Annotated in this window: 21 protein-coding genes; 11 read left to right on the top strand and 10 right to left on the bottom strand. The window is 63.6% G+C overall.

The window, feature by feature from the left end:
* Positions 1-2: 2 nt before the first annotated feature.
* Positions 3-887, bottom strand: a complete 885-nt coding sequence (locus HU750_RS12925; protein WP_027593525.1) for a DMT family transporter — start codon at positions 885-887, stop codon at positions 3-5.
* Positions 888-1,067: 180 nt separating this feature from the next.
* Between HU750_RS12925 and HU750_RS12920 the strand changes: the two genes are divergently transcribed.
* The gene (locus tag HU750_RS12920) at positions 1,068-1,739 is read left to right on the top strand and encodes a TetR/AcrR family transcriptional regulator (protein ID WP_027593524.1); all 672 of its coding nucleotides are present in this window, start codon (positions 1,068-1,070) and stop codon (positions 1,737-1,739) included.
* Between the two features lie 6 nt (positions 1,740-1,745).
* On the opposite strand, the gene HU750_RS12915 is transcribed toward HU750_RS12920, so the two are convergent.
* A complete protein-coding gene (locus tag HU750_RS12915; protein WP_027593523.1) occupies positions 1,746-2,753 on the bottom strand; it encodes a GlxA family transcriptional regulator in 1,008 nt (335 codons plus the stop codon).
* A gap of 138 nt (positions 2,754-2,891) precedes the next feature.
* Here HU750_RS12915 and HU750_RS12910 point away from each other — a divergent pair, with 138 nt between their 5' ends.
* Together HU750_RS12910 and HU750_RS12905 are read left to right on the top strand one after the other, a co-directional pair.
* Positions 2,892-3,362: an FAD/FMN-containing dehydrogenase gene (locus HU750_RS12910; RefSeq protein ID WP_186680145.1), complete on the top strand. Its 471-nt coding sequence runs from the start codon at positions 2,892-2,894 to the stop codon at positions 3,360-3,362.
* Between the two features lie 98 nt (positions 3,363-3,460).
* Complete coding sequence (locus HU750_RS12905; protein ID WP_027593522.1) at positions 3,461-3,673, top strand: PLDc N-terminal domain-containing protein; 213 nt, start codon at positions 3,461-3,463, stop codon at positions 3,671-3,673.
* A 50-nt stretch (positions 3,674-3,723) separates the two neighbouring features.
* On the opposite strand, the gene HU750_RS12900 is transcribed toward HU750_RS12905, so the two are convergent.
* On the bottom strand, positions 3,724-4,041 hold the full coding sequence (locus HU750_RS12900; RefSeq protein ID WP_186680142.1) for a hypothetical protein: 318 nt from the start codon (positions 4,039-4,041) through the stop codon (positions 3,724-3,726).
* A gap of 189 nt (positions 4,042-4,230) precedes the next feature.
* Between HU750_RS12900 and HU750_RS12895 the strand changes: the two genes are divergently transcribed.
* Both HU750_RS12895 and HU750_RS12890 read left to right on the top strand, forming a co-directional pair.
* Entirely contained in the window at positions 4,231-4,641 is a 411-nt protein-coding gene (locus HU750_RS12895; protein WP_186680139.1) for a Rid family hydrolase, read from the top strand.
* Positions 4,642-4,741: 100 nt separating this feature from the next.
* A complete protein-coding gene (locus HU750_RS12890; protein ID WP_186680136.1) occupies positions 4,742-5,614 on the top strand; it encodes a DMT family transporter in 873 nt (290 codons plus the stop codon).
* Here the strand turns inward: HU750_RS12890 and HU750_RS12885 are convergent.
* Positions 5,611-6,330, bottom strand: coding sequence for a TorF family putative porin (locus HU750_RS12885; protein WP_186680133.1), 720 nt, complete (start codon positions 6,328-6,330; stop codon positions 5,611-5,613). The genes HU750_RS12890 and HU750_RS12885 overlap by 4 nt on opposite strands.
* A gap of 81 nt (positions 6,331-6,411) precedes the next feature.
* Positions 6,412-6,663 carry a hypothetical protein gene (locus tag HU750_RS12880; RefSeq protein WP_186680130.1) on the bottom strand — a complete coding sequence of 84 codons (252 nt, stop codon included), beginning with the start codon at positions 6,661-6,663 and terminating at the stop codon, positions 6,412-6,414.
* 204 nt (positions 6,664-6,867) lie between these two features.
* On the opposite strand from HU750_RS12880, the gene HU750_RS12875 reads away from it, so the two are divergent.
* Complete coding sequence (locus tag HU750_RS12875) at positions 6,868-8,334, top strand: DUF3300 domain-containing protein (protein WP_186680127.1); 1,467 nt, start codon at positions 6,868-6,870, stop codon at positions 8,332-8,334.
* Positions 8,331-9,224 carry a DUF2950 domain-containing protein gene (locus HU750_RS12870; protein WP_186680124.1) on the top strand — a complete coding sequence of 298 codons (894 nt, stop codon included), beginning with the start codon at positions 8,331-8,333 and terminating at the stop codon, positions 9,222-9,224. The genes HU750_RS12875 and HU750_RS12870 overlap by 4 nt, the downstream gene beginning before the upstream one ends.
* Positions 9,225-9,251: 27 nt before the next feature.
* Here the strand turns inward: HU750_RS12870 and HU750_RS12865 are convergent, their stop codons facing one another.
* The 4 genes from HU750_RS12865 to HU750_RS12850 all read right to left on the bottom strand — a co-directional run bounded on the left by HU750_RS12865 (position 9,252) and on the right by HU750_RS12850 (position 15,362).
* Positions 9,252-10,208 carry an AraC-like ligand-binding domain-containing protein gene (locus HU750_RS12865; RefSeq protein ID WP_099454359.1) on the bottom strand — a complete coding sequence of 319 codons (957 nt, stop codon included), beginning with the start codon at positions 10,206-10,208 and terminating at the stop codon, positions 9,252-9,254.
* 149 nt (positions 10,209-10,357) lie between these two features.
* Positions 10,358-12,442 carry a caprolactamase subunit alpha gene (gene capA / locus HU750_RS12860; protein WP_186680121.1) on the bottom strand — a complete coding sequence of 695 codons (2,085 nt, stop codon included), beginning with the start codon at positions 12,440-12,442 and terminating at the stop codon, positions 10,358-10,360.
* A 13-nt stretch (positions 12,443-12,455) separates the two neighbouring features.
* Positions 12,456-14,201 carry a caprolactamase subunit beta gene (gene capB, locus HU750_RS12855; protein ID WP_186680119.1) on the bottom strand — a complete coding sequence of 582 codons (1,746 nt, stop codon included), beginning with the start codon at positions 14,199-14,201 and terminating at the stop codon, positions 12,456-12,458.
* Between the two features lie 306 nt (positions 14,202-14,507).
* Positions 14,508-15,362, bottom strand: coding sequence for a LysR family transcriptional regulator (locus HU750_RS12850; protein ID WP_186680116.1), 855 nt, complete (start codon positions 15,360-15,362; stop codon positions 14,508-14,510).
* Between the two features lie 93 nt (positions 15,363-15,455).
* Between HU750_RS12850 and HU750_RS12845 the strand changes: the two genes are divergently transcribed.
* Entirely contained in the window at positions 15,456-15,887 is a 432-nt protein-coding gene (locus HU750_RS12845) for a multidrug/biocide efflux PACE transporter (RefSeq protein ID WP_027593510.1), read from the top strand.
* Between the two features lie 4 nt (positions 15,888-15,891).
* Here HU750_RS12845 and csiR read toward each other — a convergent pair whose 3' ends face one another.
* Positions 15,892-16,590 carry a DNA-binding transcriptional regulator CsiR gene (csiR, locus tag HU750_RS12840; RefSeq protein ID WP_027593509.1) on the bottom strand — a complete coding sequence of 233 codons (699 nt, stop codon included), beginning with the start codon at positions 16,588-16,590 and terminating at the stop codon, positions 15,892-15,894.
* Positions 16,591-16,786: 196 nt separating this feature from the next.
* Here csiR and glaH point away from each other — a divergent pair, with 196 nt between their 5' ends.
* The 3 genes from glaH to gabP all read left to right on the top strand — a co-directional run bounded on the left by glaH (position 16,787) and on the right by gabP (position 20,587).
* Complete coding sequence (gene glaH / locus HU750_RS12835) at positions 16,787-17,764, top strand: glutarate dioxygenase GlaH (RefSeq protein ID WP_050580735.1); 978 nt, start codon at positions 16,787-16,789, stop codon at positions 17,762-17,764.
* Positions 17,765-17,786: 22 nt separating this feature from the next.
* Entirely contained in the window at positions 17,787-19,037 is a 1,251-nt protein-coding gene (lhgD, locus tag HU750_RS12830) for an L-2-hydroxyglutarate dehydrogenase (RefSeq protein ID WP_099429153.1), read from the top strand.
* 158 nt (positions 19,038-19,195) lie between these two features.
* On the top strand, positions 19,196-20,587 hold the full coding sequence (gabP, locus tag HU750_RS12825; protein ID WP_099454354.1) for a GABA permease: 1,392 nt from the start codon (positions 19,196-19,198) through the stop codon (positions 20,585-20,587).
* The last annotated feature ends 33 nt before the right edge of the window (positions 20,588-20,620 follow it).

Below are 20,620 nucleotides of genomic sequence, written 5' to 3'. Positions count from 1 at the left end.
GTTCAGCTCGGCAGGCGTTGCTTGCGCCCGGGCAGCAAGCCCAGCACCAGCATGCAGCCGAGCAGGATCACCCCGCCGCCGGCGACCTGCAGCAGGCTCAAGGTTTCATCGAGGAACAGCGCCCCCACCAGCACCGCCACCAGGGTGACCACGAACTCTACGCTGATGGCGCGGGTGGCACCGATACGGGCGACCAGGCCGAAAAACAGCACATACGTGGTAGCGCTCATGACCCCGCCGCTGATCAGCAGGTAAAGCCAGTCGCTGGCCTGGGGCACGCTAGGCACGGGCACCACCAGCAACAGCGGCAAGGTCATCAGGCCGCCGGCCAGGAATGCGCCGCCGGTCACCGTCCACGGGTCCTGGCCACGCACGTGTAGGCTGGCGTAGTTGCTGCCGAACGCGGCGCTCAAGGCTCCGAACAGCGACGCGATACAGCCGTGGATGAAGACGTCGTTGACCGGTTGGGCCGGAAAGCCCACCAGCATGGCGATGCCGACAAAGCCCAGCAGCAGGCCGATGAGGCCTTGCAGGGTGATCTTCTCCAGCCCCCAGACACGGCCGATGATCATCGAGAACAGCGGGATGGTGGCCACGAAGATCGCCGCCATGGCGGTACCGATCCGTGGCGTGGCGTAAGACATACCGATCAACTGCCCGGCCACGGTAGTGGCGCCGATCACCAGCAGCGGTTTCAGCAACGGTCGCAGGCGCAAGGCACGGCCGCACACCGCGCCCAGAATGGCCAAAGTACTGCCGGCAATCAGCGAGCGCAGGCTGACCGCGCCGACCCAGCCAAAGGCGTGCACCGTCTTGAGCACCACCAGAAAGGAAAAGCCCCAGGCAATGGCCAGAAACAGGTAAGCGGCAAGGTCACGCGGTTGCATGCGGCAGGGTCCGTCCGGGGCAGAGAAACGCAGGCTAGCGGGTTGAGGGGCGTGACTACAAGCGCCGCCAGTGGTTTGCCTGTAATGCCCTTTGATGGCTACCCGACCAACAGCGTGCTTCCCTGCATGGCCGCGCTCACGGATAATCCCCTCATTCCAATAAACAGCCTGTGAGTGGGTATGAGTGATTCCGTAGTCAGCCTCGGCCAGCCTGAGATCGAAGGGGTGCGCAAGTCGCGCAAGAACAACCCCGAGAAAACGCGCGAGGACATCCTTCAGGCCGCCATCAACGAGTTCGTCCAGCAGGGCCTGGCCGGCGCGCGCGTCGATGCCATCGCCGAGCGCACCGCCACCTCCAAACGCATGATCTACTACTACTTCGGCAGCAAGGAGCAGTTGTACGTCGAGTGCCTGGTCAAGCTCTACGGTGATATCCGCAAGACCGAACAAAGCCTGGACCTGGAGTCGCTGCCGGCCGAGCAGGCGATCCGTCGCCTGGTGGAGTTCACCTTCGATCACCACGACCGCAATGTCGATTTCGTGCGCATCATCTGCACCGAAAACATTCACTATGGCGAGTACGTCAAGCAGTCGCCGGTCATCCGCGAGATGAGCAGCCTGGTGCTCGAAGCGCTCGGCAGCACCCTGCGTCGGGGCGAGCAGGAAGGCGTGTTCCGTTCCGGAATCGAGGTCATCGACCTGCACATGCTGATGAGTTCGTTCTGCTTCTACCGGGTGTCGAACCGCCACACCTTCGGCGAGATCTTCCAGATAGACCTCGCCGACGACGAGATCAAGCAGCGCCACAAGAACATGATCTGTGACGCAGTCATCCGCTATATCCGCGCCTGAGCGGGGTCACTCGCCCAGCCGTTGCTCGCGTGACGGCGGGTAGCCGAAGTACGCCGCATAGCACTTGCTGAAGTGCGACACCGACACGAATCCGCAGGCCACTGCCACTTCCATCACCGACAGGTCGGAATACTGCAGCAGCCGGCGGCTTTTGGTGATGCGCAATTCCATGTAGTAGCGCCGCGGCGAGGTGCCAAGTTGGGCCTGGAACAGGCGGTCGATCTGCCGGCGTGAGCGCCCGCTGTAGGCGGCCAGTTGATCGAGGCTGAGGGTTTCTTCGAGGTTGTTTTCCATCAGCTCGACGATGGTGCGCATGTGCAGGCTCATGGACTTTTTCGCCCCGGGCCCGACCTGGCGATAGCGCGCGCCGGAGAACGACAATATTTCTTCGACGCCTTCGGCCAGGCCATCGCCGTACAGCCTGCGGACCAGGCCGAGCATCAGCTCCATCGCGCCATTGGGGCTGGCGGCGCTGAGGCGGTCGCGGTCGAGGGTGAAGCTGGCCGGGGTGATGCGGGTTTGCGGGCTGCGTTCAGAGAGGCTGGCGCGTTGCTCGGGGTGGATGCTGCAACCGTAGTCGTCCAGCACGCCTGCGCGGCCCAGGAACCAGGCGCCGTTCCACAGGCCGCCCAGGGCCATGCCATGGGCGGCGCAGTCGTCCAGCATGCGGTCGAGCTCAGGGTACTTGAGCGGGGTGCGCAGGCCACCGCAGATGATCAGCAGGTCGAGTTCCTTGAGCGCTTCGGCGGACAGTTCGCTGGCGACCAGCTCCAGCCCCAGGTCGCTCAGCACCCGGTCGCCGTCCAGCGACAGTGGGGTGAACTGGAAGCTGTCGGCGCGCAGCAGGTTGGCCGTGACCAGCACATCCATGGCCACGGTGAAGCTGGCCATGGAGAAGTGTTCGAGCAATACGAAGTCGACCCGATAGGGCGCTTGGGCATTTCCGGTGGTGGACTTTAGCCTCAGCATGTTGCTGGTGCTGGTCTTCTTGCTGAACTGGCGTGGGGTGGGCACTCTGGACTCCGCTTCCTGGCTGGCCAGGCGGAGTGTGGCGGGTGGCCGGGGGAAAGACAATCTCTCGGGTGGGCCTGTCGTATTTCAGGTCGTGTTAAGGCAATCTGCCAGGTGACTCTACGATTGAGGATGCCGTTGATGAAATATGCCGTTACCCTGTTGCTCAGCCTGTTGCCGTTGCTGGCCAATGCCTTGGAGCCGGGCGAAAAGCTTGCCCCGTGGACGCTGCTCGACCAGCACGACCAAGCGTACAGCCTCGATGCCGGCACGCATATTCTGCTGGTAGCGCGGGACATGGACGGTGCCAAGTTGGTGAAGGCGGCACTGGCCGAGCAGCCCAAGGGCTATTTGGAAGCCCGCGATGCGGTCTTCGTTGCCGACATCCAGCGCATGCCGGCGCTGATCAGCAAGTTGTTCGCGATCCCCGCCATGCGCGATTACAACTATCGGGTGCTGCTCGACCGTGAAGGAAGGGTGGCCAGTCGCTATCCGGGGCAGGAGGGCCAGGTGCAGTGGTTGCAACTGGAGCACGGTGCGTTGGTGAGCCAGCGGGCGTTTGCCGATGCGGTGGCGTTGCAGGCAGCGCTGGAGCAGGCAGCGCGTCACTGAGGTTGACCGGATATAGCGCCCTGACACCAGGTAAATCAATCTGAACCCTCAGCATTCACTGCAACCCAACCCATTACATGCCAAATGGGAGAGTGCTCATGGAAATCGGAACGATCTGGATCATCATCGCGGCCTTTGTGATCCTGCTGGAAATCTGGGCCATCTGGCACATCATCGGCAGTGACCGCCGCGCAGAACGCAAGATGCTGTGGGTCGTCTTCGTGGTCTATGCGCCGTTCCCTGGCCTGTTGTTCTGGGCGTGGCGCGGGCCGCGAGCGGTGAAGGGCAGGGCAGTGCTGCAAGAAAAGTGATGGCCATGGCACCAGGCGCGGGGGCGCCTGGTGCGGTCACTGCTCGCGGCTCAGGGCACGATGCTGAAGTAAATGGCCTGGCCCAGGCCGTCGACCATCAGGCTGCCGTGAAACTTCACCCGCGACACCACACGCAGGCTTTTGAGCTCTTCGTGTATGCGGCCGCGAATCTGCTTTTCGGCTTCATCGACACGGGCTGCCGTGGTGCTTTGGTAAAGCTGGACCACGCCTAGCAGGGTGGTTTCGATGTGGTCCACGGTGTCCCAGCCGATGTTGCGCAAGTGCAGCCGGGCGCGGGCGGCCTCGTCGTCATCGCCGTCATGCCGTGGGTTAATGGTGTAGGCAAGTTGAAAGTGGTGCTTGGTCATTGTCGCTTTCCTTGTTGCGGGCAGGCCTCCGTGCCGGGTTTTGCACTCTAGCGGCAGGCAGACGCCGCTGAAAACACACACGTGGTTCAACACGCTGACCGCGTCATGTGAAAAGTCCTACAGCGCTTGACCTCAAGCTAACTCGAGGTCTGATACTCGGCGGCACTTTTCTCCGTGCGAGTATTCACCGTGTCCCGTTCAGCACCTTTCCAGCTGTCCAACCCTGCAGGGCTGTATGACCCCAGTGGCAATGCCTATTCCCATGTCGCAGAAGTGCCTGCTGGCAGCCGTTTGCTGTATATCGCCGGCCAGGGCGGCGAGGACGCCAACGGGCATCTGTCGCCGGCATTCGCCGACCAGGCCCGACAGGCCCTGGCCAACCTCGAAACGGCCCTGGCCTCCAAAGGCGCCAGCCTGGCACAGGTGTTCAAGCTGACCTTGCTGATCGTCGATCACAGCGAGGCGCGTCTGCAGCAATGGGTGGCCGAGGCTGACAGGGCCTGGGGCCCGCTCATGAAACCGACCTGCACACTGATACCCGTGCCTCGGCTAGCGCTGGGCGGCATGCTGGTGGAGATCGACGCGGTGGCAGCGCTGTAGCGGCTGCCACTCGGGGGTGGCGCCAGGGAAACACTCTGTTGTATATCGGTAGCTGCAGGGCCGATATAACAACAATAACCCTCTCAGAGGTGACCCCACCATGAGCACCGGCACCACCACGCTTACCGACCGCAAGGCCAGGGCCTGGCTCTGGCCCGCACTGTTCAGCCTGGTGGCCTTCGCCGCCAATTCGGTGTTTTGCCGGTTGGCACTGCGGGACGGGGCTATCGACCCCGCATCGTTCACGGTGGTGCGCCTGGCCAGTGGTGCGCTGTTCCTCTTGCTGCTGATACGGCTACGCAAGCCCGCAGTCCCCCAGGGCGGCAGTTGGAGAGGCGGCCTGGCGCTGTTCCTTTATGCATTTCTGTTTTCTGCGGCGTACCTGCAACTGGGCGCTGGCGCAGGTGCGTTGCTGTTGTTCGGCGCCGTGCAGATCACCATGTTTGGTTTTGCCGCGTACAAAGGCGAGCGCATCACCCCGCGGATGCTGCTGGGCATGCTGATCGCCTTTGCTGGCCTGCTGGTGCTGTTGTTGCCCGGTGCAGAGGCGCCACCCTTGACCAGCGCCTTGCTGATGGCCGCCTCGGGCGTGGCGTGGGGCGTGTATTCGCTGTTAGGCAAAGGCTCACCCAGGCCGTTGGCGGATACCGCCGGCAATTTTGCCCGCAGCCTGCCATGCCTGGTGCTGCTGGCACCCGTGCTGTGGGTGGGTGGCGGCACGCAGTTAAGCGCACCCGGTTTACTGTATGCGCTTGCCTCGGGCGTGCTGGCCTCGGGGGCGGGTTATGCCGTGTGGTACGGCGTGGTCAGGCAGGTCAGCGCACAACAGGCGGCAACGATGCAGCTCAGTGTGCCGGTGATTGCCGCAGTGGGCGGGGTTTGCCTGATTGGTGAGCCGCTGTCGTTGCGTTTGCTAGTGGCGTGTGTCGTAGTGCTGGGCGGTATCGCGCTGGCGCTGGCACCGCGCCGTTAAAAGAAGCTGCGCTGCGCCTTGAGCGTGACGACGCTTTCGCAATACGTGTTGATCCCCGAATACGCATCACAACCGCCGCCACTGAGGTTGGAGTTGCTGTAGATCAGGTTCAGGTCGATGCCCAGCCAAGGCCGCGACAGTTCCAGCGACCAGTCGGAAAAGGCATTCACCTGGCTGCCATCGCCAATGGTGAACGGCGTACCCAAACGGTGATGGGCGAGTTTGACGGTGAGGTCGACGTCGAACAGCGGCAATTGGCCAAAGTCGGCAAAGAGGGTGCCGGTGCGGTTGTCGGGGTTGTCGCGCAGCGCCCCGCCAAAGCGGCTGCCCAGCACCGACACGCCGCCGTACAGCGCGTAACTGTCGGGGCCTGCGACAGTGGGCTGGCTGTAATGAATCAAACCCACCTCGTAACCCAGGCTGCTGTCGAAGTGGTGCTTGTAGCCCAGGTAGCTGTCCAACCGCAGTGTGGAGTTTGGGGTGACGCCCATGCTCGGGGCGTATTGGCCCAGGTACCAGCCACTGCGGTGGCTGAGGTCGAGGCCACCATGGAATGCGCCGATGGCGCTGGGCGAAATCAGCCCTTGGGCCATGCTGCGGGAGGGTTTGGTGCCTAGCGTGAAGTCGATGTCGCCCAGCTCGCGTTTCATTTGCTGGGCCAGCAGCAGGGGGCTGAAGAGCAGTGCAGCACTCAGCAACAGAAGGGGCCTGGTCATGGTCTCCGTCCTGGAAGGCTTGCGGTTGAGCGGTAAAGGATACCTGCGTAGGCGGGAGGAGGGAACCGTTGGCTAGGCCCTTCAGCCTTTGGTCGAAGGGTCAGCGTCGGCGGCTTCAGTGACCACAGGCAGGTCGTTGGCACGCTGGATCACCCGCCGTTGCTGTTCATAGTCGTCCAGCGACAGGCCACGGCGTTGCAAGGCTTCCAGTTGCAGTTGGCGGGTTTCTTCGGCGCTGTACGGGCGCAGTTCGGGGTGGCTGGCACAGCCGGCCAACAGGGCGATGGCGGTAGCGGCGAGGGCAGTGAGCGAGAGGCGGGCCAGGGTATTCATCGGGTAGCTCCGGGGTGCGGGGATTCGCCAAGTTCGAATCAATGGCACTAGGTTATTGGGCCGGGCCGATCAGTAGAAATTGCCTCGTTCGATAGTCACTATCGATACAACCATCAGTGCGAAAAGTTAGCGCCCTCTCTGCTGGTCAAACGGATTGCCATTGCTACCCTTAACCCACGCGGTCTGACCTCTTAGGGATTAGCGATGCGCATGCCATTGATTGCCGTCCTTTCGGCGGTGCTGTGCCTGAGCGCTGCACCTGGCCGGGTGCTGGCAGAAGAGGTACCCGCGCCGGACCCGGCCCCGCAAGCCGACACGCTCGCGGCCAAAGAGGCGGTGTTCACCCAGGAGCAACTGGACCAGATGCTCGCACCCATCGCGCTGTACCCCGACGCGTTGCTGGCCCAGGTGCTGATGGCCGCCACCTACCCGGGGCAGGTGAGTGAAGCCGTGACCTGGTCCAAGGCCAACCCCAAGGCTTCTGGCGACGATGCGGTCAAGCAAGTGGCGAAACAGCCGTGGGACCCGAGCGTGCAGGCGCTGGTGGCCTTCCCGCAGTTGCTGGCGACCCTGGGCCAGGACCCCGTGTGGGTACAACGCCTGGGCGACGCCTTCCTCGCGCAACCCGACGATGTCATGGCCGGCGTGCAGCGCTTGCGTCATCAAGCGCAGGCGGCCGGCAACCTGCAGAGCAACCAGTACCAGAATGTGACCGTGCAGGCGGCTCCGGCGGCAGCGCCGGCTTCCAGCGGTGGTAGCAGCAAGCAGGCGGCCCCGGCCAGCAGCCCGCCCACCACCATCATTATCGAGCCGGCCGACCCGCAAGTGGTGTACGTGCCCAGCTACAACCCCACCACCACCTACGGCACCTGGGCTTACCCGGCCTCGCCGCCGGTGTACTACCCGCCACCGCCGATGTACTACGCCGGTTCTGCGCTGGTGGCGGGCCTGGCCTTCGGTACGGGCGTGGCGATTGTCAGTTCGCTGTGGGGCGACTGTGACTGGGGCAACAATGACATCGACATCGACGTCAACCGCTACAACAACATCAACGGCAACAACCGCATCACCAACAACCAGAACAAATGGCAGCACAACGCCGCGAACCGCGAGGGTGTGCCTTACCGCGATGCCCGCAGCCGCCAGCAATATGGTCGCCAGCTGGACGGTGCTACCCAGCGTACCGCGTTCCGTGGCGACGACGCCCAGCGTGCCCAGGCACGCAACAACGCCAGGGCTTCAATGGACCGGGCTGGCATCGAGCGGCCGGCCACCAGCAACCGCCAGGCCCGCCAGCAGGTGCGCGAGGCGCAGGCGGGCAATTCGGTCGGCAATCGCATGCAATCGCGTAACGACGCGGCACGGCCAGCCGACCGCCGACAGGACACACGTAATACCCAAGGCCGGCAGCAGAACAACCAGGTGAACTCACGCAGACAAGGTGAAGGCCAGGCGCGGCCAGGGGCGCAGAACCGCCCCGCCAATACCGCAGGCCGGGCGCGTAACAATGCCTTCGATGGCGTGCGCTCGCCGTCGCGCACCAGCGCGCAGGCCAGCCGCGGCCGCACCAGCCAGTCGTTCGCCCAGCGGCCGAACGCATCGCGTGCCGCCGGGCACCCGATCTCCCGGCCCAGTGCGCCTGCACGCCGCGGGGGAGGTGGCCGTCGATGAACCGTCCATTACTCGGGGCATTGCTGCTCACTGCAGGCCTGGCCTGGTCATCCCTGGCCGCAGCGCAAGACGCTTTTCCGACACCGGAGAAGGCCGTGGAGGCCTTCGTCGCGGCGCTGGGCCAAGAGAAGGCGGATGAAGCCCGCCTGGCCCAACTGCTGGGCGATGACTGGCGTACCTACATCCCGCGTGGGGGTGTGCAACGCAGCGATGTGGACACGTTCCTGGAGCAGTATCGCGCGCAGCACAGCATCGACATGACGGCCCAGGGCAAGGCCATACTGGCGGTGGGCAGTGATCACTGGACGTTGCCTATACCCCTGAGCAAAAGCAGCCAAGGCTGGCGTTTCGACCTCAAGGCCGGCAGTGCCGAAATCCGCGCCCGGCGCATTGGCCGCAACGAACTGGGCGCCCTGCAGTCGATGCTGGCGTACCACGACGCGCAGATGGACTACGCCTCACAAGACCGCAACGGCAATGGTGCGCTGGAATACGCGCAGAAGATTTTCAGCGAGCCTGGCAAGCATGACGGCCTGTACTGGGACGATGAAGGTGATGGGCAGGTCAGCCCGCTGGGGCCGCTGTTCGGCCAGGATGTGGTGGGTGACGACTGGTATGGCTACCACTTCCGCATCCTCGATGCGCAAGGCCCGTCGGCTCCCGGTGGCGCTTACAGCTACCTGATTGGCAACCAGATGAGCCGCGGCTTTGCCCTGATCGCCTGGCCAGCGAAGTATGACGACACAGGGGTGATGAGCTTCATGATCAGCCATGACGGCCAGGTCTTCGAGAAAGACCTCGGGCCACACGGGGACAGGCTGGCCAAGGAGATGAAACGCTTCGACCCGGATGACAGCTGGAAAGAGGTCGATACCACGGCGATCGAGTGAGCACGGCGCATCCCTGCGCCGCCGCCTTCAGTGCGCGCGCGCCGCGCGCACCTCGCGGGCGGTACACCCATAGCGCTGGCGAAAGGCCCGGGTGAACTGCGCCTGGTCGGCAAAACCCCAGCGAAACGCCAGTTGGCCGATAGACAGATGGCAGTGCGGGTCGCACAGCTGGCGATGCACTGCCTCCAGGCGCTGTTGGCGCACCCATTCGCCCAGGGTATAGGGCGTGATCGAGAACAGCTTGTGCAGGTAGCGCAATGACAGGCCGCAGGCCGTGGCGACGGCTTGCGGTGACAGGTCGGGGTCGCCGAGGTTTTGCAGCACGTAGTGCTCGACACGGGTCAGGTGCAACGTGCTGAGGTTGGAGCCTTCACTGCCCAGCACCCGTTCGTCCTGCTGCAAGGCCAGCAGCAGGGTCGCACTGGCCTGCTCCAGCAGCAGGTGGCGGGCGGCTGCGGGGCTGGCGTCGAAGTGGCGCGCGCAGAGGTCCAGTTGCTCGACAAAGATGCGCCCAAGGCCTTGGCTGGCGTCGAAGCAGTGGCGGGTGTAGCGCTTGTGCCCGAGCAAGTTGGCCTTGAGCGCGCGTTCAGGCAGCTTCAGCACCCACAGGTCGTTTTCGGCCCGGTAATGGAAACGGTAAGGCGCGTCGCCGCGCTCGACGATGAAACCGCCTGGGCGGCAGCTCAATGGATGGCCATCCTGCTCGAAGTGCACCTCGCTGCGGCTGGGCACGGTGACCAGGTAGAACGCGTCAGTGTCCTGGCCGATGTGCGCCTTGCTGCGGGAATAGCCAAGCTGGCTGGAGCGCAGGCGTGACAGGCTCAGCGGCGTGCTGGGGGTGCTCCAGCGCTGCAGGTGGCCATTGAAGGGTTGCTCGGCGGCAAATTCCAAGCTCAAGGGGAAGTAGGTGTCGCTGATGGCTTCGGCCCAGCGCGCCTGGCGTTCGGGTTGCGGCCAGCCATGGGTCGACAGTTCTGTGGGCATGGGTTGTCCTTTTTCAAAGAGGGCAGCATTGAAAAAAGGAACTGCAGGCAAGCTACTCAAGCAGCTCTTGTTATTGTGCAAAAACGCCCGGCAGCGCAACGCTGCCGGGCGGGTGTCACGCCCATGATCGGCGCGTGCCGACCCTTTGATCAAGCCCCGCGTGTCACCCGGTACGTGGCCGAAGGTTCCAGGCAGGCCTGCCAGCCTGGCGGCACGACGATGTTGGTGGTGTCCTCCTCGATCACACAGGGGCCTTGCACCGTTTGCCCGGGCAGCAGGTGGTTACCGTTGAACACCGGGGTGTGCTGCCACTCGCCGTCGGCACTGAACAGCATCGGGCGCTCGCCCGCTGGGACTGCAGCAGGTGGCTGGGTCGGCCCCTGCAGTTCTGGCTGCGGTGGGCGCGGCAGGTGACCGATCACCGAGCACTCCAGGTTGACCAGTTCTACTGGGCTGTCGGGTTCGCTGTACGAGTACAGCGTCTGGTGGCGAGCGTGGAAGGACTCGATCAACGCTGCCAGCCCGTCACTGTCCAGGCTGTGGCGCTCCAGTTCCACGCTGCACTCATGGATCTGCCCGCTGTAGCGCATTTCCAGGGTGTAGTGGCAGCTGCTGGCCTGGTCGCCGAAGCCGTCTTCGCGTAGGTTCGCCAAGCCTTGCTGGCGCAGTTCGGCCAGGGCCTGGTTGAGCTGCGCGAGGTCGGCGTGTTCGGCGTCCAGGCGCATCGACAGGCTGGTGAGCTGGTCGTAGCGCACATCCGAAAGGATCTGGCCGAAGGCGCACAAGCCAGAGGCCACCTTGGGGATCAACACGGTGTGCATGCCAATTTCTTCGGCCAGGCGCACCACGTGCATGCCCGCTGCGCCACCCGCGCCGATCAGGGCGAAGTCGCGCGGGTCGTGGCCGCGTTCGATGGAGACACGGCGGATGCCGTTGACCATGTTCAGGTTGACCAGGGTGGTAATGCCAAACGCGGCGCGCTCAACACTGATGCCCAGCGGTTCGGCGATCTTGCTGCGGATGGCCTCCAGCGCAGCCTGGCGATTGAGCGTAATACTGCCGCCCAGCAACGCACGGTCCGGCAGGTAGCCCAGGGCCAGGTTGGCGTCGGTCACGGTGGGTTCACTTCCGCCTTTGCCGTAGCACACCGGGCCAGGCTTGGCGCCCGCACTACGGGGCCCGACCTGCAGCATGCCGAACTCGTCGAGGTGCGCGATGGAGCCACCGCCGGCACCCAGTGTCTCCACCTGGATCATCGGCACGCCGATGCGCTGGCGCAGGAAGTCCACATCCTTGCTGAAGTTGGTGCGCCCGGCATTGGTCAGGGTGATGTCGAACGAGGTGCCTCCCATGTCCACGGTGATGACGTTGTCGATGCCAAACGGGCGGGCGACCGAAAGCCCCGCCTGGGGCGCCGAAGCCGGGCCGGAGTTGATGGCATTGACCGCGCGCTCACGCATCAGGTGGCCGGGCGCCAGGCCACCGTTGGACTGGAAGTAGCGCACCGGTTGCTGGGCGCCGAGCTCCTCGAACAGGCTGTCGATACGCGCCACGTAGCGCGCCATCACCGGGCTCAGGTAGGCGTTGACCACGGTGGTAGAGGTGCGGGTGTATTCGCGGATTTGCGGGAATACTTCAACGCCTGTGCAAACGAACACCCCGGGCAGCGCTGCCCTGACCAGTTCGGCGGCACGCTGCTCATGGCTGGGGTTGCGCACCGACCAGAGGAAGGAAATGGCCACCGCTTCCACGCCTTCGGCACGGAAGTAGTCGATGGCCTCGTGCACCGCGTGCTCGTCCAGCGGGCTGTGCTCGCGGCCATCGCCGAGGATGCGGCCGCGGATCGGGCGCCGCAGGTGACGCGGGGCGAGCATGTGCGCGGGCGGGTAGTGGGCGTCATAGCGGTGGCCCTCTTCCTTGTGGCCCAGGCGGATTTCCAGGCTGTCCTCGTGGCCCTCGGTGCACAGCAGGCCGACCTTGACCCCGGTGCGTTCGATCAGGGCGTTGAGGGCGACCGTGGTGCCGTTGATGCACAGGTCGCAGTTGGCGATGATCTCGGCCGGCGTGCGGCCGGTGGCGTCGGCGATTTGCGCCAGGCCAGCGCGGATGGCCAGGGTGCCGTCCTGCGGCGTGGAAGGGGCTTTGAACAGCTGCACGCCGCCATCGCGGTCAGCCAGGATGAAATCGGTGAAGGTGCCGCCGGCGTCGATGCCCAGGCGATATTGATTGCGCATGAAGGGTCTCCGGTCAGTGCAGGTCGCGGGCAAGGCGGGTGGCGGTTTCGTCGAGGTGGCCGCCAGCATCGACAACCACGCCGTATTCCAGGGCGGCGCCGTGGGGCGAGACCAGGCCGTTGCGCAGGTCTTGCAGCACGGCGGCTACCGGGCGGCGCAGGGGGTCGCCATAACCGCCGCCCCCCGGGTTGATGTTGATGATCCGCTCGCCGGGCTGGAGGGTGAGCATGGGGTTCTGGGTGTAGTGGTCTTCCGAGCCATCGGCATGACGGTGGATCAGGCGGCCGAGTTTGGGCTCCAGCAGGGCATTGCGGGCCCCGGCGGCGCCGGCGGTGGGCAGTTGGCGGCCCTCGCCGAAGCCGACCACGGTCATCGCGTGTTGCAGGGGCTCGATCTCCAAGCGGGTGCCGGAGCCGCCGCGAAATTCACCGGCGCCGCCACTGTCGGCCATCAGGCTGTAGCGGTGGATGAGTATCGGGTAGGCGTGCTCCAGCAGCTCGATGTCACCGCTCATCAAGGCACCGAAGCAGCACAGCGGCCCACAGGCATGCCAGCCATCCATGACTTTGTTGGCCCCCGCGCCGGCAATGATCGAGGCCAGGACCATGGTCACGTACTCGCTGTTGCCGTTGCGTGGGTCGTGGCCGGCGATGTTGATACCGCTGGTATGCCCCCAGGAGGCCGTGACCCGCTGCGGCGAGGCTTGCTCCAGTGCCGTGCGCACGGCATCGGCCAAGGTTTCCATCGGAGTCGTGGTGCAGTTGACGTGGGGGGCTGGCTCCTGGGCGTTGCACAGCGTGCCCTTGGCGCCGACATCGACCGTGACGCAGCGATACAGGCCTTCGTTGTAGGGCGGTGCGACCTGAGCGAACATCATCAGGCCAAGGTACACACCCGACACCGAATTGCCCTCGTAGGAGTTGATGAAGTAGGGCACCTGCGGCGGGCTTTCGATACGCACATGGGCTTGCTCGCCGCGTATCTCGACATGCGCGGTGATGGCCAGTTCGCCCAGGCCGTGGCCGGCGTCTTCGAGCACGGCGGTGCCGCGGTAGTGGCCGTCCGGCACGTCACGCAGCAAGGCGCGCATGTGGCGGTCGGCCATGTTCTTCAGCTCGGCGATGCAGGCACGCACCTGCTCCACGCCGTACTTGTCGAGCAGGTCGAGCAGGTGCCGCTCACCGACTTTGCAGGCGCCGTACTGGGCGTTGAGGTCGCCCTCCTGATAGGGGCGGGCGCGCATGTTGGTGAGCATGAAGTTGATCACGTCTTCGCGGCGCTTGCCCTTTTCCCACAGCTTCACGGGCGGGATGCGCAGGCCTTCGGCGTAGATTTCCTTGGCGTCCGGGTTGTAGCCGGCCGGTACCGGGCCGCCGATGTCGGTGAGGTGGCCTTTGCATACAGTCCAGAACACCAGTTCGCCCTGGTAGTACACCGGCTTGTACATGCAGCAGTCGAGGATATGGCTGCCCTTGTACGCCGGGTCGTTGTGGTAGATCACGTCACCTTCGGCGATATCGTCACCGAAAAACTCGGCCACACACTTCATGGCGGGGATCAGTGAACCCAGGTGGATGGGGATGTCCTGGCCTTGCAGGATCATTTCGGGGAGGTGGTCGAATAACGAGTTCGAGTAATCATGGGCCAGGTTGAACACACTGGAGCGGCCGGTCTTTTCCAACGTCAAGGTCATTTCGCGCTGCGCTGTTTCCAGCGCACCCCGGACCACCGCAAGGGTGATCGGATCTACTGTTTTCATAGGTCACCAACGTTTGTTCTTGTGCTTTTGGGTGCGTGCCGCATTGATCGGCGCGTGGTGACAGGCTACGGGGCGAGCGGGGTGGCTGACTTGTCGGTGGGTGTACTGCTTGTTGCGCTTGGGTGCACTGTTTGGGCGGCTTTAGCCCATCATCCTGTGGGAGCAACTGTCTTGCGCCATTTCTAAAAATTGACGTGGGAGCGGGCTTGCCCCGCGAACACCGGCGAAGCCGGTGCCATGCACCGCGTAGCCCCATTCGCGGGGCAAGCCCGCTCCCACAATGTTCACTGTTGTCTGGTCGATTTCCTATACGCCCAGCAACCGCTGCACCAGCCATTGCCCGGCTGGGCCGAGGGCTCGGCGGCGGGACCAGGCGATGTCCATGTCGACGCGGCGCGGATAACCGGCCACCTGCAATTCCACCAAGCCGCTGCCAAAGCGCGTGACCAGGGCCTTGGGCAGTTCTGCCCAGCCAAAGCCACGGGCGGCGAACTCCAGCAAGGTCAGGTAGTCCGGCGCCGACCAGGCCTGGCCGCGGTCGTGGTGCAGGCTGGGGGCGTAGGTCTTGATGTACAGCTGGCGTACGGTCTCCAAGTGCTGGCGCTGCACCGTGCTCAGCGCCGCCAGCGGGTGCTCGGCGCTCACGTACACACAAAACTCCGCCTGCTCAGGCAGGCGCGCCACGGCGACATCGGCGGGGTATTGGCGCTGCGCGGCAAGAATGCCGATCTGGGCCATGTCCTGCTGCACCAACTCGATCACGTCAGCGTCTTCCGAGGGCCCACAGCGCAGCTCGGTATGCGGGTAGCTGTGTGCGAAGCCGGCCATGACCGCGCTTTGGAAGGTGACGCTGTAGCTGTCCGACATCACCACCGAGACCAACGCTTCAACGTGCTCAGCCAGCCTCAGTGACAGGGCGTCGAGCCCGGCACTGGCGTCGAGGATCGCTTCGACATGGGGCAATACCTGGCGCCCGGCAGCATTGAGCGTAGGGTGGCGCCCGCCGCGGTCGAACAGGGGGCAGCCGATATCCGCCTCGAAATTGGCTATCGCAATGCTCACGGTGGACTGGCTTTTCTTCAGTTTGCGGGCCGCCGCAGAGAACGAGCCCAGCGCGGCGGCTTCGACAAAGGCAAGCAAAGCTTCAGGTGAGTAGCGCATAGGTATTGATAAAACCGATAGGAGCTATATCGCGAGTATCTGTTCCATCAAAGAAAATAGGAAGCACGTCTCAAGCAAATGATGGAATTCAAGATGAAAAAGGTCTCTTTCACCGAACGCATGGTCCATGCCGTAGGTTATGAAGTATTCGCTGTGCTGTTGTGCGCACCGCTGTTGTCCTGGGTGCTGGGCAAGTCGTTGGCAACGGCCGGGGGGCTGGCGGTGACCCTGTCAGTGATCGCCATGGCCTGGAACGTGGCCTATAACGCACTGATCGACCGCGTCGTGCAGACCGAACGGGTTGCCTGGAAGCCTTGGGCGCGTGTCGCCCATGGCCTGGGCTTCGAGGCAGGCCTGGTGGTGTGGTGCCTGCCCGTGGCGGCCTGGATGCTGGATATTTCGCTGCTTCAGGCGTTCATGGTCGAGTTGGGCTTCTTCGTGATCATCCTGCCCTACACCGTGGTGTACAACTGGGCGTTCGACAAAGCCCGGCACTATGTGGTCCAGCGCCAGGCCGCCGCCTGACGGCCTACTCCCCGCGCCCGATGCCCTCGGCATGCATGATTTGCGCGATGATTGGCACGGGGGTCATCAGGTGCGAGTGCATCATGGCGCTGGCGCGCTTGGCGTCGCGGGCCAGAATTGCCTCCACCAACGCCGCGTGCTCCTGGCGCTTGAGTTCAAGGGCCTGCTCGGAAAACACCGTCTGCGTCAGCCACAGATGCCGATAACGCTCGGCCTGGTCGAACAGGTAGGTGCGTGCCTGCAATAAGTGCTTGGAGCCGCAGCCGGAGGCGATGGCGGTGTGAAACGCCTTGTGCCGCTCGTCCCAGACGTCCAGGCGCTGCTCGCGGGTTTTCACTTCCACCACTTTGGCCAAGGTATGCGAACAGGCCAGCACCGAGGCCTCCCAGGCGTCGTCGCCGCGTTCGATGGCCAGGCTGATGATCATGGCTTCCAGGTTGGCGCGGGCATCGTAGATGTCGTTCATCTCCGCCAGTGACATGGGGGCGACACGGTAGCCCTTCTGGCTGATGGCATTCACCAGGTGCTCGGCCACCAACTGCGAGAGCGCCTCGCGCAGAGGCCCTACACCCAGTTCATAGCGGTCTTTGAGGGTGCTCATCAAGAGCTTTTCCCCCGGCTTGAACACGCCACGGATGATGTCTTTCTTGAGCCTCTCATACCCGCTGAATGCTGAATTTTGTCGGGGCGCGAGCGCTTCCAAGGTCCTGTTCCTCAAAACGTTTTGCCGATCATACCGAAACCACTGGCGGACGAAAAACAATGGACATACTCGCTCTTTATCTTCGTTTTATAAAAATGTAGACATTTCTGTTGAGTGGCGATATTTTTGCTTCGCCTGCACTGATCCAGATCACACACTGGGCGGCGCCACTCACTTTTTCTGCCAGGACCTAGCCATGAACGCTTTTACGCAGATCGACGAACTTGTCATGCCGTTGCCACTCGAACCGCGGGGTTACACCATCGCCCCTTCGAAGCAGTCGCCGCGTCTGCTTGAACTGACCTTTGCCCGCGAGACCGTGGAGGCGTTCGTCAAGGCCGTGGCCGAGTGGCCGGTGCAGGCGTTGGAGTACAAGTCGTTCCTGCGTTTCCGGGTGGGCGAAATCCTTGATGATCTGTGCGAAGGCACGCTGCGCCCGGTATTGCTCAACACCATCCTCGACCGCGCCAGCGGCGGCATGCTGATCACCCCGGTCGGGCTGGATGACGTGAGCCAGGCCGAGGACATGGTCAAGTTCACCACCGCCTGCGCCCACCTGATCGGTCGCTCCAACTACGACGCCATGAGCGGCCAGTACTACGCCCGCTTCGTGGTCGTGAACAGCGACAACTCCGACAGCTACCTGCGCCAGCCACACCGCGTCATGGAGCTGCACAACGACGGCACCTTCGTGAACCAGATCACCGACTATGTGCTGATGCTGAAGATCGACGAAAAGAACATGGAAGGCGGCAATTCGCTGCTGCTGCACCTGGACGACTGGGAGGACTGCGACGCGTTCTTCCGCCACCCGATGGCGCGCCGTGAGATGCGCTGGACCGCGCCACCGAGCAAGAAAGTGGCCGAGGACGTGTTCCATTCGGTGTTCGATACCGATACCGAAGGCCGGCCGACCATGCGCTACATCGACCAGTTCGTGCAGCCGGAAAACTTCGAGGAAGGTATCTGGCTGAACGCCTTGTCCGAATCGCTGGAGGGCAGCGACAAGAAACTTTCCGTTCCGGTGGCAGTGGGCAGCTTCGTCTTGATCAATAATCTGTTCTGGCTCCACGGCCGCGACCGCTTCACCCCGCACGATGGCTTGCGCCGCGAGCTGATGCGCCAACGCGGCTATGTCGCCTTCCCCAAGCCGCTGTACCAGCGCGGCCAGTAAACACGGCGCGGGAGGTAACACTGTGTACGACTTCATCATCATCGGCGGTGGCATTGTGGGCATGTCCACTGCCATGCACCTGATCAAGGTGTACCCGGACGCCAAGATTCTCCTGTTGGAGAAAGAGTCCGGCCCGGCCCGCCACCAGACCGGGCACAACAGCGGCGTGATCCATGCCGGGGTGTACTACACCCCTGGCAGCCTCAAGGCGCGCTTCTGCCTGGAAGGCAACAAGGCGACCAAGGCCTTTTGCACCGAGCACGGCATCGCCTTCGATGAGTGTGGCAAGCTGCTGGTGGCCACCAACGACCTGGAAATGCAACGCATGAAGGCGTTGTGGGAGCGCACTGCGGCCAATGGCCTGGAGCGTGAATGGCTGTCTGCTGCCGAGTTGCATGAGCGCGAGCCCAACATCGTCGGCCTGGGCGGGATCTTTGTCCCCTCCAGCGGCATCGTCAATTACGCCGAGGTCACGGCGGCCATGGGCCGTCAGTTCCAGCGTGCCGGTGGCGAGATCCGCTACAGCGCCGAGGTGATTGGCCTGGAAGAGCGCGCCAGTGAGGTGATCGTGCGTACCCGCAGCGATGAGTTCCACAGCCGCTTCCTGGTCACCTGCTCGGGGCTGATGGCCGACCGCGTGGTGAGCATGCTGGGCATCCAGACCAATTTCGTGATTTGCCCGTTCCGCGGCGAGTACTACTTGCTGCCCAAGCAGCACAACCAGATCGTCAACCACCTGATCTACCCGATTCCGGACCCGTCCATGCCGTTTCTGGGTGTGCACCTGACGCGGATGATCGACGGTACCGTGACCGTCGGGCCAAACGCGGTACTGGCGATGAAGCGCGAAGGTTATCGCAAGTCCGACGTCAGCCTTGGCGACATGTTCCAGACCCTGACCACACCCGGCATCCTCAAGGTGCTGGCCAAGAACCTGCGGCCGGGCCTGATCGAGATGAAAAACTCGCTGTTCAAGGGCGGCTACCTCAAGCAGGTGCAGAAGTACTGCCCGAGCATCACCAAGGACGACCTCACGCCATACCCGGCGGGTGTGCGGGCACAGGCGGTGTCACGCGATGGCAAGCTCATCGACGACTTCCTCTTCGTCAACTCCGCACGCAGCGTGAACGTGTGCAATGCGCCGTCGCCTGCCGCCACCTCTGCCATTCCGATCGGCGCCTACATCGTCGAGAAGGTCTGCGAACAAGTCAGCCGCCAAGGGGGCGGCTCGCTCAAGCCTGACTTGGCGGGCAAGCAGCGCGCTGCGGGCTGAGGCGGCAGCTAACCCCGGCGGATCTGCGTTTCGTTTTACTCAACCCGTCCTTGCCCTACTCACCATTTAGGGCAGGGCGGGCTTTTTCGCGCCCACGTTCGCTAGCCATGCGTGCTGACGGCCTAGCGCGGGCATGACAAGAATAAGAAGGTAAGACCATGCAAACAGACAAAAACAATTTGAGTCATGGATTGAAATCGCGGCATGTCACCATGCTGTCCATTGCCGGGGTGATCGGCGCCGGCCTGTTCGTTGGCTCTGGGCGGGCCATCGCCGAAGCCGGGCCTGCAACCATCCTGGCCTATATCCTGGCGGGCGGGTTGGTGGTGCTGGTGATGCGCATGCTGGCGGAAATGGCAGTCGCTTCGCCGGACACCGGCTCGTTCTCCACCTATGCCGACCTTGCCATCGGCAAGTGGGCCGGCTACACCATCGGTTGGCTGTACTGGTGGTTCTGGGTGTTGATCATCCCCATCGAAGCCAACATTGCCGCCACCATCATCAACACCTACGTGCCGCAGATGGAGATCTGGGTATTGTCGTTGGTGATTACGCTGCTGCTGACCGCCACCAACCTGTTCAGCGTGAAAAACTACGGTGAATTCGAGTTCTGGCTGGCGCTGGTGAAGGTCATTGCCATCGTCGCCTTCATCATTCTGGGTGCCTGTGCCATTTTCGGCCTGCTGCCCAGCGCCGGTGTCAGCGGTGTTTCGCGCCTGTGGGATACCGGTGGGTTCATGCCCAACGGCTTCGGCGCGGTGCTCAGCGCCATGCTGATCACCATGTTCTCGTTCCTTGGGGCCGAGGTGGTGACCATTGCCGCTGCAGAGTCCGACGAGGCGGGCAAGCACATCTCCAAGGCCACCAACTCGGTGATCTGGCGGATCACGCTGTTCTACATCCTGTCGATCTTCATCGTCATCGCGCTGGTGCCTTGGACCGACCCACGGCTGGCCACTGAAGGCTCGTATGTCACGGTGCTGGATACGCTCGGCGTGCCGCATGCCAAGGCCATCATCGACTTCGTCGTGCTGACTTCGGTGACCAGCTGCCTGAACTCGTCGTTGTACACCGCCTCACGCATGGTCTATTCGTTGAGCCGCCGTGGTGACGCGCCGGCCTGTGCGCAGGTGACCAGCCGCAGCGGTACGCCGATTGTCGCGGTGCTGTTGTCTACCGGGGCGGCGTTCCTGGCGGTAATCGCCAACTACCTGGTGCCGGCCAAGGTGTTCGGCTTCCTGATGGCCAGCTCCGGCGCCATTGCCTTGCTGGTTTATCTGGTTATCGCCATTTCCCAGCTGCGCCTGCGCAAGCGCCTGACCGCCCAGGGCAAGACGCTGAGCTACCGCATGTGGCTGTTCCCGTGGCTGACCTGGGGCGTGATCCTGTTCATCAGCAGCGTGCTGGTGCTGATGCTGTTCCGCCCGGATCATCGCCTTGAAGTGGTTTCGACAATGGTGCTGGCGGTGTTCGTGGTGTGCTCGGGGTTGTTGATCACCCGCCGACGGGCGCGGGTGGCGCAAGGCAGTGCTGTGGGGCAGGGCGCCTAGGCGCCCGAAACACCCTGAACAGACGAACGTTGC

It is taken from the genome of Pseudomonas sp. SWRI50 (genome assembly GCF_014269095.1).
Lineage (GTDB): Bacteria > Pseudomonadota > Gammaproteobacteria > Pseudomonadales > Pseudomonadaceae > Aquipseudomonas > Aquipseudomonas kermanshahensis.
The sequence above is the reverse complement of the archived record's forward strand: the minus strand, read 5'-3'. Positions and strand labels throughout refer to the sequence as shown.

Excerpts from the sequence above, each read along its gene's own strand:
- HU750_RS12880 (WP_186680130.1), bottom strand. The coding sequence starts at position 6,663 with ATGAATACCCTGGCCCGCCTCTCGCTCACTGCCCTCGCCGCTACCGCC.
- HU750_RS12850 (WP_186680116.1), bottom strand. The coding sequence starts at position 15,362 with ATGCGCTACTCACCTGAAGCTTTGCTTGCCTTTGTCGAAGCCGCCGCG.
- HU750_RS12900 (WP_186680142.1), bottom strand. The coding sequence starts at position 4,041 with ATGACCAAGCACCACTTTCAACTTGCCTACACCATTAACCCACGGCAT.
- HU750_RS12920 (WP_027593524.1), top strand. The coding sequence starts at position 1,068 with ATGAGTGATTCCGTAGTCAGCCTCGGCCAGCCTGAGATCGAAGGGGTG.
- HU750_RS12910 (WP_186680145.1), top strand. The coding sequence starts at position 2,892 with ATGAAATATGCCGTTACCCTGTTGCTCAGCCTGTTGCCGTTGCTGGCC.
- capB (WP_186680119.1), bottom strand. The coding sequence starts at position 14,201 with ATGAAAACAGTAGATCCGATCACCCTTGCGGTGGTCCGGGGTGCGCTG.
- HU750_RS12905 (WP_027593522.1), top strand. The coding sequence starts at position 3,461 with ATGGAAATCGGAACGATCTGGATCATCATCGCGGCCTTTGTGATCCTG.
- HU750_RS12865 (WP_099454359.1), bottom strand. The coding sequence starts at position 10,208 with ATGCCCACAGAACTGTCGACCCATGGCTGGCCGCAACCCGAACGCCAG.
- HU750_RS12925 (WP_027593525.1), bottom strand. The coding sequence starts at position 887 with ATGCAACCGCGTGACCTTGCCGCTTACCTGTTTCTGGCCATTGCCTGG.
- HU750_RS12845 (WP_027593510.1), top strand. The coding sequence starts at position 15,456 with ATGAAAAAGGTCTCTTTCACCGAACGCATGGTCCATGCCGTAGGTTAT.
- HU750_RS12885 (WP_186680133.1), bottom strand. The coding sequence starts at position 6,330 with ATGACCAGGCCCCTTCTGTTGCTGAGTGCTGCACTGCTCTTCAGCCCC.
- HU750_RS12870 (WP_186680124.1), top strand. The coding sequence starts at position 8,331 with ATGAACCGTCCATTACTCGGGGCATTGCTGCTCACTGCAGGCCTGGCC.
- HU750_RS12890 (WP_186680136.1), top strand. The coding sequence starts at position 4,742 with ATGAGCACCGGCACCACCACGCTTACCGACCGCAAGGCCAGGGCCTGG.
- capA (WP_186680121.1), bottom strand. The coding sequence starts at position 12,442 with ATGCGCAATCAATATCGCCTGGGCATCGACGCCGGCGGCACCTTCACC.
- glaH (WP_050580735.1), top strand. The coding sequence starts at position 16,787 with ATGAACGCTTTTACGCAGATCGACGAACTTGTCATGCCGTTGCCACTC.
- gabP (WP_099454354.1), top strand. The coding sequence starts at position 19,196 with ATGCAAACAGACAAAAACAATTTGAGTCATGGATTGAAATCGCGGCAT.
- HU750_RS12875 (WP_186680127.1), top strand. The coding sequence starts at position 6,868 with ATGCGCATGCCATTGATTGCCGTCCTTTCGGCGGTGCTGTGCCTGAGC.